The following is a 12,934-nucleotide window of genomic DNA, read 5'->3' as shown; positions in this document are numbered from 1 at the left end:
AGGACAGTGCTGCGCCGACCGGATCGATCGGTGGACGTAGCCGAATTTACCAGGAGATACTGATGCCTGACTTGAAGCGTACTACGATGCTTGCAGCGTCCATCCTCACCGCGTCGATCATTGCGGCGATGCCGCTTGAATCGGCGTCCGCAACGCTGCTCGGCGCGAAGCCGATCGGCAACCACGCCGCGCAATCATCCGACATCATCGACGTCCGCGCGGCCGGTCGCCGTGGCGGCGCGGCGGTCGGTCCCCGCGGAGGTGCCGTCGTTCACCGTGGTGGCGCAGCCGTTGGGCCGCGCGGTGGCGCCTATCGCGGCCGCACCGCAGTCGTCGGGCCGCGCGGCAACGTCGCGGTCCGCGGCCGGACGGTGGCGAGAGGCGGCGGATGGGCGCGTCCCGGCCGGTATTACTGGCCGCGGGGCGGCGCAATCGCAGCCGGCGCAGCCATCGGGGTCGTGACGGCGGCAACGGCCGCGGCATGGGCCGGTGCCGCGCCGGCGCCCGGCATGTGCTGGTACTATACCGATCCGTCCCGCACGCAAGGATTCTGGGACTACTGCCAGTAATCGCCGCAGCGGGCGAGCCGATGTTGCGCCAGTGATGTCTCGCGCCTGCCCTGGCGGAGGCACCACTGGTGTTGCGCCCTACTTCGTGCTTGCTATGATCAGAAGATTATTGAGTACGGGCGTGGAGCAAAACGCCGCCACGATCGCGATATTGTAGGGGTTGTTGCTGCGCCAGAGCAGCCACATCATGAAATAGGTCAAACCGAGCTTCGGGATCAGCCACCACGGGCCGAGCCATGTCTGAGCGACATGCATAAACGGGTTCAACTCGCCGAGGCCGAGATTCAGGATCGTGTTGGTGGTGTAGAGATCGGCGATGCCAAGAAGCAGGACGGACAGCACGAGGAGCGTCTTGGCGAGGTAACGTGGCCCCAGAATAATCTCGTAAGCAAATGCGGCGCCCCCCGGGACGTTTCGCTTGAACCACGACTGCGCGGCATCATTGGTCGCGAAAATCTTCAGATGCTCCGGCTCGCCAACGGGCTTGCTTGTGTCGGTATAGACCCAGACCTTCATTCGATTGCTCAAATATCTCTTTTCAAATCACAAAAAAGCATCATCTGCCGAGATGGTCATCTCGGGAGACCAAGGTAGCTCTGCCGTCGCCGTGAGGATGATTCCGGAGAGTGGCGTTGCGTTGGCCTCGAGGTGCCGCTTCAGGGCGGCTCAATCGTTGCGGCGCTTCAGGTCCAAGCGTCCGATGCGTTCATCAATCAGTCGATTTAGTTTCTCGTCCCGCCGTGAATTCTTCCTAAACAGCCCGCCATGCAGCCGATAGGCAAGAAGGAGCAGGACAATAGCAGTGCCCCCGAGATAGTAGGACCAGTCCATTCTTGAACCGCGCCTCGCTGCTGCGATGGACGGAGCTTAGGGCGAGCCTGTCCTACTTGTCCAACGCTATCCTGTGCGCCGCACCTGCCCGGGCCCGAATGGATTGGCCTGATTTATGCTTGGAAATGGCCGCATACGGAGGACGCGCGATGAGGCGGGACCTTTTGGTTATTTGCGGCGGAATGCTGGCCACGGGCGCCATCGCCTGGATCCTGTTGGGCAACCCGGCGAGCGGGCCACATATGCACGGGCTCCAGACGATGTCGGCAGACCAAGACTTGAGGCTCGTCTCCCAGCGAAGTCCATATATGCGGGACGAGCGCTAGGGCCGTCCCTGGCGAGTGCCTGCGAACTTCAATCACTGAGCTGCCCGACGGCGCAAGCCCGCCCGGCAACAATATTCGATTTTTCCGAATAATGCCCAGCGGCTGTCGATTCGAATGCGTCCAGTCAGTGGGACTGAGCGTAGGGTGCAGCATTCATCAGCAGCCCCCCAAAAAGCAGGACCAGATAGAGCATCGAAAACACGAACAAGCGACGAGCAGGCCGCCTTTCCTTGTCGTCGCTCCGGCGCAACTGCCAAGCGAGAAAAATCATGATCGCTCCCAGCGTCGCCGCGGCCGCGCCGTAGCCGGCTCCCGCGAACCCCAGCGCACAAGGCAGCAGTGAGATCGGAACCAAGAGCACGCAATAGAGAAGGATCTGGCGCTTTGTTTCGGTCTTGCCAGCCACGACCGGCAACATCGGCACGCCGGCACGGGCATATTCTCCAGCAAGATTGAGCGACAGTGCCCAGAAGTGGGGTGGCGTCCAAAGGAAGATGATCAGAAACAGGATGAGCGGCTCGAGCCCGATATGTCCCGTGACCGCAGCCCAGCCAATCACCGGAGGGAGCGCGCCGGCGGCACCGCCAATGACGATATTCTGCGGCGTTCGGCGTTTGAGCCACATCGTGTAGACGACGACGTAGAAGAAGATCGTGAAAGCAAGCAGCGCAGCAGCGGCCATGTTCAGCAAGGTGCCGAGAGCCAGGACGGCGCACGTGCCGAGCATCAATCCGAAGGCCAATGCTTCCGGGCGCGATACGCGGCCGCTGGGAATTGGACGGATGGCGGTACGCGCCATCACCGCATCGATGTCGGCGTCGTACCACATATTGAGCGCAGCTGCGGCGCCGGCGCCCGCGGCGATGCAAAGAAGAGCAGCGAACCCGGTGAAGGGATCGATGCCGCCGGGCGCGACCATGAGACCGACCAATGCGGTAAAGACGACCAGCGACATCACGCGCGGTTTCGTCAGTGCGACGTAGTCTCCGATGTTGGCATAGCTCCGGCGACGAATTGAACGATTGATTTGCACGAGATTAATTCCCCGTCAGTTCGAAAAGCCATCGGTTGAAGGCCCTCTTCGCAGGGTGCCGGACCATGCGGCAAGGCCTCCGCCTTCGGGATGCCTTGCCTCGTCCAGCATGACCCATGTGGTCATGACCGTCGCATTTCTAGCTTGCAGGTGCGAAGAACATGACCCGAAGCAGATGCGTGTAGTCGGATTCGAACACCATGATCCCCACAAACACCAGCACCAGCACCGGCGGCAACAGGATGGCGTAGGCCAACGCCAATCGCTCCCAGGCCATGTGCATGAACACGGCCACGATCAGGCCGGCCTTCAGCACCATGAACAGCAGGATCAGCGACCATCGCAGGTGGCCATGGATCCCAAAATAGTCGACGAGATAGGAGCAGGTGCTGAGCACGAACAGCCATCCCCAGACCACCAGATAGAGCTTGATCGGGTGCTGCTGGCCCTCTGCATGCGCGGCACCCGATGTCACCGCACCATGCACATAGGTGTGTAGCGCGTGCTGTGCCGCCCGCCCTTCCACATGTACCGCTGCTTCTGTCATGCGCGACCTCACCAGAGATAAAAGAAGGCAAAGATGAACACCCAGACCAGATCGACGAAATGCCAGTACAGGCCCATGATTTCGACGATCTCGTAGTAACCCTTGCGGCTCGTGAAAAAGCCGCGCTGCTCGACGTCGAAGTCTCCCCGCAGAACCTTTCGCGCGATGGCGATCAGGAAGATCACACCGATGGTCACGTGGGTGCCGTGGAAGCCGGTGATCATGAAGAAGGAAGCGCCAAATTGCGGTGCGCCCCACGGGTTGCCCCAGGGCCGCACGCCCTCCATGATCAGCTTGGTCCATTCGAAAGCCTGCATTCCGACGAACGTCGCGCCGAATGCCGCGGTGGCCAGCATCAAGGCGGCCGTTTTGACGCGATCCCGGCGGTAACCGAAGTTGACGGCCATCGCCATCGTCCCGCTGCTGCTGATCAGGATGAAGGTCATGATCGCGATCAGGATGAGCGGGATGTGCTGACCGCCGATATTGAGCGCGAATACTTCGCTGGGGTTGGGCCACGGCACGGTCGTCGACATTCGCGCCGTCATGTACGACAGCAGGAAGCAGCTGAAGATGAAGGTGTCGCTCAGAAGGAAGATCCACATCATGGCCTTCCCCCAGGACACGTTCTTGAACGCGCGCTGGTCCGAGGCCCAGTCGGCGGCGATGCCGCGCAATCCGGGTATCGTTCCGGGCAGTGCCTTGGGGGTTGCGAATGTGGCTTCGGTCATCGCTTCCTGCCCTCGCTAGGTGAGCAACTGGCGACAGATGTCGACGAAATTGTCGGTCCAGCCCGTCAGCAGGCCGAGCAGGACCAGCCAGACCAACAATAGGAAATGCCAGTAGATGGTACAAAGCTCGACGCTCAGGCGCATCTGCGTCATCGGCGCGCCGCGCCACAGTTTTACGGTCGCCCTGCCGAGCGCCACCAGGCCGCCGGTCACGTGCAGCCCGTGGAGCGCGGTGATCAGATAGAAGAAGGAATTGGCCGGATTCGACGCCATGACATAGCCGGCGATGTTGAGCTGCTGCCACACCACGAGCTGCCCGATCAGGAACATCACGGCCGATGCACCGCCGACCAACAGGCCGGCGATCAGGCCCTCACGGTCGTCGCGGCGCGCGGAGATCAGCGCCCATTGCAGCGCCACGCTGCTGATGACGAGGACGCCGGTGTTGAACCACACCAGCCTCGGCAGCGGCAACTCGCGCCAGTCCACCATGGTGGTGCGCATCGAGTAGGCGCTGATCAGGAGCGCGAACAGCGAGCCGACCACCGCGAGAAAAACACCAAGGCCGATTTTCGCCGCCGGCACCGAAGAGCCGAGATCGCCGCGAAAATCCACGGCAATGCCCTGCTCCAGCCACGGCTTGGCGGCCAGCCGTTGCTGCGAGAGCCACCATCCCGCGATCGCTGCAATCGTAGCAATGAACAGGACGATGGCACTCACGGATGGGCTCCCTGGGCCAGCACCTTGGCCGGCGGTTCATTCTGCGGGATGAAGTCCCTCGCGGAACCGGGCACGCTGTAATCGTAAGCCCAGCGATAGACGACGGGGAGCTCCTTGCCCCAGTTGCCGTGCCCCGGCGGGGTCTCCGGCGTCTGCCATTCCAGCGAGGTGGCACCCCAGGGATTGCCGCCCGCCTCTCTTCCCTTGAACAGGCTCCAGACCAGATTGAACAGGAAGACGAGCTGGGCGAAGCCGACAATCAGCGCCGCCACGCTCATGAACGCATTGAGGTCATGGGCGGATGCCGGGACGAACGAGGTCTCGCCGATGTCGTGATAGCGGCGCGGCATCCCCAGCAGGCCGAGATAGTGCATCGGGAAGAACACCGCATAGGCCCCGATGAACGTCACCCAGAAGTGGAAGCGTCCGAGCGCGTCATTGAGCATTCGCCCGGTGACTTTCGGATACCAATGATAGATCCCGCCGAACACGGCCATGATCGGCGCAATCCCCATCACCATGTGGAAGTGCGCGACAACGAACATCGTATCCGACAGCGGCACGTCGACGACAACGTTGCCGAGGAACAGCCCGGTCAGGCCGCCATTGACGAAGGTGACGATGAAGCCGAGCGCAAACAGCATCGGCACCGTGAGATGAATGTCGCCGCGCCAAAGCGTCAGCACCCAGTTGTAGACCTTGATCGCGGTCGGGATCGCGATGATGAGCGTCGTGGTGGCGAAGAAGAACCCGAAATACGGGTGCATGCCGCTGACATACATGTGGTGCGCCCACACGACGAAGCTCAGCGCTCCGATCGCCACGATCGCCCAGACCATCATGCGATAGCCGAAGATGTTCTTGCGTGCGTGCGTACTGATCAGATCCGAGATGATGCCGAACGCCGGCAGCGCGACGATGTAGACTTCGGGGTGGCCGAAGAACCAGAACAAATGCTGGAACAGGATCGGGCTGCCGCCGCCGTACTTGGTCAGCTGGCCCATCTCGACCAGTGTCGGCATGAAGAAGCTGGTTCCAAGGAGGCGGTCCAGCAGCAGCATCACCGAGGCCACGAACAGCGCCGGGAACGCCAGCAGCGCCATCACGGTCGCGGTGAAGATGCCCCACACCGTCAAGGGCATGCGCATCAAGGTCATGCCGCGCGTGCGCGCCTGCAGCACCGTCACCACGTAATTGAGCCCGCCCATCGTGAAGCCGATGATGAACAGGATCAGCGAGGCCAGCATGAGAACGATGCCCCAGTCCTGCCCGGGGGTACCGGAGAGAATCGCCTGGGGTGGATAAAGCGTCCAACCGGCGCCGGTCGGCCCGCCCGGCACGAAGAACGTCGCGGCCAGCACCAGCACCGCGAGCAGGTAGACCCAATAACTCAGCATGTTCACGTAGGGGAAGACCATGTCCCGCGCGCCAACCATCAGCGGGATGAGGTAGTTGCCGAAGCCGCCGAGAAACAACGCCGTGAGCAGGTAGATCACCATGATCATGCCGTGCATGGTGATGAACTGAAGGTACTGGTTGGCATCGATGAAGGAGAATGTGCCGGGAAACCCCAGTTGCAGCCGCATCATCCACGACAGCACCAGCGCAACCATTCCGATCGACATCGCCGTGATCGAGTACTGGACGGCGATCACCTTGGCGTCTTGCGAAAAGACGTACCTCGTCCACCAGCTGTGCGGATGATAGAGCTCGACCTCACCTACTTCGGCGGGCGGGATGCCTGCGACCTCATCAAACGGGATATCGACCATCGGAATACCCTCCTTGGTCTTCCGCTCAGCGACGAGTTCACTTCATATCCGGCCGAACATCCGGCCGATCCTCGTCGGCATGTTCATTCGCTGCCAGTCTTGTACGCGGCCTTCGCGACGTTGCGCTGGCCGGACAAGGCGGCGAACGTGTGCTGCTTGTCCAGCCACGCGTGATATTCCTTCTCTTCTTCCACGACGACCTTGCTGCGCATCTGTGCGTGCGCAGCACCGCAAAGCTCCGCGCAGAGGACGTCGAAGGTTCCGGTCCGGGTCGGCGTGAGCCAGTAGTAGGTCACCGATCCAGGGATCATATCCATCTTCGCCCGGAACTCGGGCACGTAGAAATCATGCAGGACGTCGATCGAGCGGAGCAGCACTTTCACCGGCTTCCCGACCGGCAGATGCAGATCCTCGTTTTGCACGACGATGTCGTCCTGCCCGTTCGGATCATTGGGATTCAACCCGAGTGGATTGTCGGAGCTGATCAGGCGCGCATCTGACGTGCCGAGCCGGCCGTCCTTTCCCGGAAGCCGATAGCTCCACATCCACTGTTGTCCAACGACCTCGACGTCGGTCGCTTCGGCGGGAACGGTGACGAACTGGTGCCAGACGATGAGGCCCGGCGCAAGCATGGCGACGACGCCGATCGCGGTGCCGATGCTGAGCCACCATTCGAGCTTCTTGTTCTCGGGATTGTAGTGGGCGCGCCGTCCCTCGGTGTGGTGAAAGCGCAGGACGCAATAGGCCATGAACACGATCACCGCGCAGAACACCGCTCCGGTGATCCAGAATGTCAGGTTGATCGTGTGGTCGATATAGCTCCAGTTCGAGGCAATCGGGGTCCACCACCAGGGGCTGTAGAGGTGGAACAGCACCGAGGCGACGGCAACCAGGAGCAGTAAAATCGCTACAGCCATCCCTCATTCCTCCTTGCCATTGAAGGCTGCGGAGACGAACGAAAGGGCGGAGCTCACGTCAGAGGGATGGTCTCACGTTCACCATCACCGTGGCTTTTGCCTCGCCCATTCTGCCGGTCGCGATGCTGGGACATGACAAAAACTCAACGTCACGGCCGCAACCTCATCGGAGCTGGGGGCGTCAAGCATCAACATGGTACCCATCGAGCCAGACGTCAATAGAGGAGTAATGCCCGCCGCTGTCCGGCGCGTGTTGGATGCCGCGAACACTGATCGGCCCTCCCCTATCGCATGGTGCATCGCAAGACCTCGTGTGTGCACCTGCACAATTCTCCCGACCGTATTCGCCACCTTGCTTCTGCCGCGCATCGGACTAGTTTTACTGGACCGGTTGCGACAGATGTCGTCCGGCAAGCTCCTTCTGGTTGAATCTGATTTGCCGGACTCAGTCGCGATTTTCGCGCATGAGGCGGATGTGCGTGTGTTGATGGCGCTCCGTTCCCCTGCGGCCACAAGCAAGGAGACCGGAACCATGACCACGGTGTTCGCACGACCCAAGCTGCAATTGTTTGGCGTCTCTACCGCCTTCGTCGTTCGCAAGATCAGCCTTTCCGACCTGGGCGACGCGTTGCGCCTCGGCTGGGAAGACTTCAAGGCCATCCCGACCCACGCAATCGTCCTGTGCGTGATGTATCCCGTGCTCGGACTTGTCCTGTTCAGACTTGTGCTTGGCTATTCGGTGCTGCCGCTGCTATTTCCGCTCGCCGCCGGCTTCGCCCTGATCGGTCCTTTCGCCGGCCTCGGCCTCTACGAACTGAGCCGACGGCGCGAACGCGGAGAGGAGCCAGGAGCCTGGGATGCGATGCAGGTGCTGCGCGCGCCGTCGTTCGGCGCCATGTTCGAACTTGGCGTTCTCCTGCTCGTTCTGTTCGGGGTCTGGATCGCCACCGCGGACGCGATCTACATCATGACGTTCGGTTATGCGCCGGCTGCGAGCATCCCTGATTTCGCAAAGCGCGTGTTGACGACGCCCGAAGGCTGGTCGCTCATCATCGTCGGATGCGGCGTCGGCTTCCTTTTCGCCTTGGTTGCCCTATGCGTCAGCGTCGTCTCCTTTCCACTGATGCTCGACCGTCATGCGACCGCGATCGATGCGATCCGCACCTCAATACGGGCCGTGATGATGAATCCAATTGAGATGGCCGCGTGGGGATTGATCGTTGCGGTATTGCTGGCCGTGGGCTCACTGCCATTCTTCGTCGGTCTCTGCGTCGTTCTGCCGGTGCTTGGTCATGCGACCTGGCATCTTTACAGGAAGGTGGTCGAGCCTGACCGGAATCCTCCGCAAGAAGAGCCCCGCCCGCCGATCGGTCACCGCTACGCGGCCGATTTCCCGGCCTCCCTCTTCCCGTGGAGCCGTGAGCGCTAAGCGTTTTCGCGCGAAGCATGTCGCTGTCGTCCCGGCCTGGTGCGCAATTGCGCACGGGGGCCGGGACGACGAATGTGGATATCGGCCGCGCCACTATCGATGTCGTCCTGGCGAAAGCCAGGACCCATTACCCCAAATGGCATTTGTTGCGCGACGCTGGGGCCACGATCCCGCTCACAATCGAATCCTATGGGTCCTGGCTTTCGCCAGGACGACGACCGTATTTGCAGCGACGGCGCAATCCACACCGCCACACCCCCTCACTTCATCAGCGCCTCGACCTCCTTGCGGAACGCCTGGCGCGAGCCGTCGCGGGAGTAGAACATGTGGCCGCCGGGATAGACCGCGAGCCTGGTGCGGCTCGGGCCCGCAAAGGCCGGCAACTGATCGAGGATGATCTTCGAGGCGAAGTACGGCGTGGCGAGATCGAACAGGCCGTGGCCGACCAGGAGTTTCAGGTTGGGGTCGAGCGCCAGCGCCTGGCGAAGCTGCGTCACCGACTCCGCCGGACTGATGCCGTGACCGAACTCCCAGGCCTTGTTCACGCTTTCGCTGAGCAGATGATAGGAGCCGTCCGGCCGCCAGTTCAGCTTGCGCGTGGTGAGGTCGACGGCGGCGCTGGTCAAAGGCGCCATCAGCGGATCGCCGGACGGATCGTTGAAGCGGAAATAGCTGGAATCCGGATAGGGATCGAAGCCCTCGATGGAGGCGTCGTAGCGGCCGGTCACCTTGCCGCTCTTGCGATCGAACTCGCGGCGGAATTCGCCGATGTCGAAGCGGCCGGCCAGCCGGCGGCTCACCGCCTGATCGATCCCGGTCAGGCTTGCGACCTTGTCGGCGAGCCGCGTGGTGGCCTCGGTGTCGGCCTGACCCTTGACGAGGTCGAGCAGGAAATCGCCGCGCGCGTAGCTCTCGACGTCGGCGAGATCCTCGCGCGTCACCGGACCCTTCGCCTGTCGCGCGACCGCCGCCATGGTCGGCAGGCTTGCGACATATTGCAGGAGGCTGGAGCCGGTATATTCGCGGAAATCGAGCACCGGCGAGATCAGCACCAGGCCGCGGACGCCGACGCCCTGCTGCATTTGCAGATTGCGCACCACCTTGGGCCCGCGAATGCCGCCATAGCTTTCGCCGACGAGATATTTCGGCGAGGTCAGCCGGTCGTATTTCTCCAGCCAGCGGCGGATCACCAGCGCGACCGAATTGGCGTCGCCGTCGACGGTGAAGAAGCGCTTGCGCGCCTCCTCCGACGTCGTGACGAAGCGACTGTAGCCGGTGCCGACCGGGTCGATGAAGACGAGATCGGTGAAATCGAGCCAGGTGTCGGCATTGGCCTGCAGCTCGGGCGCGGCCGAGGACACCGCGCCGTCGAACGGCAGCCGCCACGGCCCGACATTGCCCAATTGCAGCCAGGCCGACGCGGAGCCCGGACCGCCGTTGAACAGGAAGGTTACCGGCCGATTCGCCTTCTCGGCGCCGTCGAGCTGGTAGGACGTATAGGCGATGTCGGCGAGCGGCTCGCCCTTGTCGTCGAACACGCGGATCGAGCCCGCGGTCGCGCTGAAGTTAAGGGTGCGGGAAGGCAGCGCGACCGATTGCTTGGTCGTGGAGTCCGGCGGCAGGCGGTGCTGCTCGGCGGTCGAGCCGCTGGCCGCAGCGTTGGCGCCGGCGCCAGCCTCGCCGCCGCGCCCTGCCCGCCCTTTCTGACCGCTCGGGCTCTGACCACTTGGGTTCTGGCCGCTTGGGGCCTGCGCGCTCGGCGACGGCGATGGCTGCGGGACGTCATCGTCGGCTCGCGCCACGGTCGCAAGGCAGGCCACCAGCAACGCCGCGGCGAGCCGTGTCGCAAGACTGTTAGCCATATCGTTCACTCCCTGCGCCCCGATTTACGCAATCCAGCGGCAAACTGCGCTAGTTTGGCGGCGCCGGCGTGGCATGCGGTCCGTTCCCGGACCATCTCGACAAGGCCGCCCGGGATGTATAGACGAGCGCGGCGTGTTCCGTGCCAAACGAGTTCGTGAGCGAATGGCCAGCTCCAAGCGGTATGACAAGATCGCCTTCGTCGCCAGCGCGAGCGTGGAAGCGCAGTCGGCGCTCGAGCAGCTGACGGAAATGTACGGCAACCATCTACCCGCGGATGCCGACGTCGTGGTCGCGCTCGGCGGCGACGGTTTGATGCTGCAGACGCTGCACGCCAACATGCGCAGCGGCAAGCCGATCTACGGCATGCACCGCGGCACCGTCGGCTTCCTGATGAACGAATATTCGACGCATGATCTGCGCACCCGGCTTGCCGCCGCGCGGGAGTCGCTGATCAATCCGCTGTTGATGCGCGCGACCGACATCCACGGCGCCGTGCATCTGCATCACGCCATCAACGAGGTCGCGCTGTTCCGGCAGACCTACCAGGTCGCCAAGCTGCGCATCCTGATCGACGAGCACGAGCGGATGCCCGAGCTGATGGCCGACGGCATCCTGGTGGCGACGCCGGCCGGATCGACCGCCTACAACCTCTCCGCCCAGGGGCCGATCCTGCCGATCAACGCGGCGCTGTTGGCGCTGACCCCGATCAGCGCGTTCCGGCCGCGGCGCTGGCGCGGCGCGCTGCTGCCGAATTCCGCCTTCGTGGTGATCGAGGTGATCGAGGGCGAGAAGCGCCCGGTGGCCGCGGTCGCCGACCATGACGAGGTCCGCGACGTCCGCCGGGTCGAGGTGCTGTCCGACAAGACGATCGCGATGCGGATGCTGTTCGACCCCGGCCACTCGCTGGAAGAACGCATCCTGCGCGAGCAGTTCGGCTACTGACGGCGTCTGCCTCCTTGCCCGGCAACCAATCATTAACCCCGGGCGGGATATGGTTAACGTCGGGTAATACCGCATTGGCCCGGTATGCCCTATCAGGGCCGGACCATGTATCGCATCGATTTCAACAAGCTGCGATTTTTGATTTGCGACGACAATCCGCACATGCGCCGCATCCTGCGGACGCTGCTGCATTCGTTCGGCGCGCGCGAGGTGTATGAGGCCGAGGACGGCGCCACCGCGCTCGAGATGTATACGCACTACGTGCCCGACATCGTCATCACCGACTGGTCGATGCCGATCTTCGACGGGCTCGAGCTTGCGCAGATGATCCGGCAGCCGGAATCCAAGGGCAACCCCTACGCGCCGATCATCATGCTGACCGGGCATTCCGAGAAGCGCCGTGTCACCGTGGCGCGCGATGCCGGCGTCACCGAATTCTTGGCCAAGCCGATCTCGGCCAAGGGCCTTTACCAGCGCATCATGAACGTGGTCGCCAACCCGCGCCCGTTCATCAAGACCAAGACCTATTTCGGCCCCGACCGCCGCCGGAACACCACCAACACCTATATCGGCCCCGAACGCCGCGGGAGCGGCGAGGTCGAGGTGCTGCAACAGCCGTCGCTGCTCGAAAAGGCGCGCTCGGCCATCTAGGACATCGCCATGGCGAAAGACAAACCCGGGACGATCGAGGTCAAGAGTTTCGGCACGCACCACGTCATCACGCAGCCCAATCCGCTGCGCAAGATGCTGCTGCGCGTCCCCGAGAGCGATCTCGACGATCCGGTCGGCCGCGCCGAAAAGGCGCTCGCCGGGCTGTCGGGCGAGTTCAAGGAGTGGATGACGATCGAGGCCGACCGCCTCTCCGCCGCACACGCCACCGTGCTGCGCGAGGGCTTCAGCGACAAGACGCGCGAGGAGCTGTTCCGCGCCGCGCATGACATCAAGGGTGATGCCGCGACATTCGGCTATCCGTCGGCGGCCGCAGCCGCCGAGAGCCTGTGCCGCATCATCGAGCACGCGCCGGATCTCGGCGCCGTGCCGCCGCAGCTGATTGCGCACCACATCAACGCCGTGCAGGCGATCGTGCGCAACCGCACCAAGCTCGACACCGCGGTCGTCGCCGGCGTGCTGAGCAAGCAGCTCCGCGGCATCGCCGATGAATTCCTGACCCACGCCAACCGCGACCGTCCCGAGCACCTCGAGGCGATCCTCGCGCCGAGCATCGTGCCCGGCGAATAGCCGCGCGGCCGGCTG

The 12,934-nt window shown here is 63.1% G+C and carries 14 protein-coding genes; 5 read left to right on the top strand and 9 right to left on the bottom strand.

Annotated features, from left to right (window positions below; translation table 11 throughout):
* Nucleotides 1-62: 62 nt before the first annotated feature.
* Nucleotides 63-569 (top strand): hypothetical protein, encoded by a 507-nt coding sequence (locus tag QA635_RS17950; protein WP_283070726.1) that lies wholly within the window; start codon nt 63-65, stop codon nt 567-569.
* Nucleotides 570-647: 78 nt separating this feature from the next.
* Here the strand turns inward: QA635_RS17950 and QA635_RS17945 are convergent, their stop codons facing one another.
* From QA635_RS17945 to QA635_RS17910, 8 genes are all read right to left on the bottom strand, one after another.
* Complete coding sequence (locus QA635_RS17945) at nt 648-1,085, bottom strand: DUF5658 family protein (protein ID WP_057019648.1); 438 nt, start codon at nt 1,083-1,085, stop codon at nt 648-650.
* 150 nt (nt 1,086-1,235) lie between these two features.
* Nucleotides 1,236-1,400, bottom strand: a complete 165-nt coding sequence (locus tag QA635_RS17940; protein ID WP_168856726.1) for a hypothetical protein — start codon at nt 1,398-1,400, stop codon at nt 1,236-1,238.
* Nucleotides 1,401-1,850: 450 nt separating this feature from the next.
* Nucleotides 1,851-2,759, bottom strand: coding sequence for a heme o synthase (locus QA635_RS17935; RefSeq protein ID WP_283070722.1), 909 nt, complete (start codon nt 2,757-2,759; stop codon nt 1,851-1,853).
* A gap of 139 nt (nt 2,760-2,898) precedes the next feature.
* Nucleotides 2,899-3,306, bottom strand: a complete 408-nt coding sequence (locus QA635_RS17930) for a cytochrome C oxidase subunit IV family protein (protein WP_283070720.1) — start codon at nt 3,304-3,306, stop codon at nt 2,899-2,901.
* An 8-nt stretch (nt 3,307-3,314) separates the two neighbouring features.
* Nucleotides 3,315-4,037, bottom strand: a complete 723-nt coding sequence (locus QA635_RS17925) for a heme-copper oxidase subunit III family protein (protein ID WP_283070718.1) — start codon at nt 4,035-4,037, stop codon at nt 3,315-3,317.
* A gap of 15 nt (nt 4,038-4,052) precedes the next feature.
* Nucleotides 4,053-4,757: a cytochrome c oxidase subunit 3 gene (locus QA635_RS17920; protein ID WP_283070716.1), complete on the bottom strand. Its 705-nt coding sequence runs from the start codon at nt 4,755-4,757 to the stop codon at nt 4,053-4,055.
* Complete coding sequence (gene ctaD, locus QA635_RS17915) at nt 4,754-6,529, bottom strand: cytochrome c oxidase subunit I (protein WP_229159874.1); 1,776 nt, start codon at nt 6,527-6,529, stop codon at nt 4,754-4,756. The genes QA635_RS17920 and ctaD overlap by 4 nt, the downstream gene beginning before the upstream one ends.
* 83 nt (nt 6,530-6,612) lie before the next feature.
* Nucleotides 6,613-7,446, bottom strand: a complete 834-nt coding sequence (locus QA635_RS17910; protein WP_283070713.1) for a cytochrome c oxidase subunit II — start codon at nt 7,444-7,446, stop codon at nt 6,613-6,615.
* A gap of 532 nt (nt 7,447-7,978) precedes the next feature.
* Between QA635_RS17910 and QA635_RS17905 the strand changes: the two genes are divergently transcribed.
* Nucleotides 7,979-8,875, top strand: coding sequence for a DUF2189 domain-containing protein (locus QA635_RS17905; RefSeq protein WP_028342674.1), 897 nt, complete (start codon nt 7,979-7,981; stop codon nt 8,873-8,875).
* 260 nt (nt 8,876-9,135) lie between these two features.
* Here the strand turns inward: QA635_RS17905 and QA635_RS17900 are convergent, their stop codons facing one another.
* The gene (locus QA635_RS17900) at nt 9,136-10,737 is read right to left on the bottom strand and encodes a S10 family peptidase (RefSeq protein WP_283070700.1); all 1,602 of its coding nucleotides are present in this window, start codon (nt 10,735-10,737) and stop codon (nt 9,136-9,138) included.
* A gap of 163 nt (nt 10,738-10,900) precedes the next feature.
* Here QA635_RS17900 and QA635_RS17895 point away from each other — a divergent pair, with 163 nt between their 5' ends.
* From QA635_RS17895 to QA635_RS17885, 3 genes are all read left to right on the top strand, one after another.
* Entirely contained in the window at nt 10,901-11,680 is a 780-nt protein-coding gene (locus QA635_RS17895; protein ID WP_028336174.1) for an NAD kinase, read from the top strand.
* A gap of 105 nt (nt 11,681-11,785) precedes the next feature.
* The gene (locus tag QA635_RS17890) at nt 11,786-12,331 is read left to right on the top strand and encodes a response regulator (RefSeq protein WP_028336173.1); all 546 of its coding nucleotides are present in this window, start codon (nt 11,786-11,788) and stop codon (nt 12,329-12,331) included.
* A 9-nt stretch (nt 12,332-12,340) separates the two neighbouring features.
* Entirely contained in the window at nt 12,341-12,919 is a 579-nt protein-coding gene (locus tag QA635_RS17885) for an Hpt domain-containing protein (RefSeq protein WP_016843908.1), read from the top strand.
* Nucleotides 12,920-12,934: the final 15 nt, after the last annotated feature.

The sequence above is a fragment of the Bradyrhizobium brasilense genome, assembly GCF_029714345.1.
GTDB classification, from domain to species: domain Bacteria; phylum Pseudomonadota; class Alphaproteobacteria; order Rhizobiales; family Xanthobacteraceae; genus Bradyrhizobium; species Bradyrhizobium australafricanum.
Note: the sequence above shows the minus strand (reverse complement) of the source record. Positions and strands in the feature narration are given on the sequence as shown.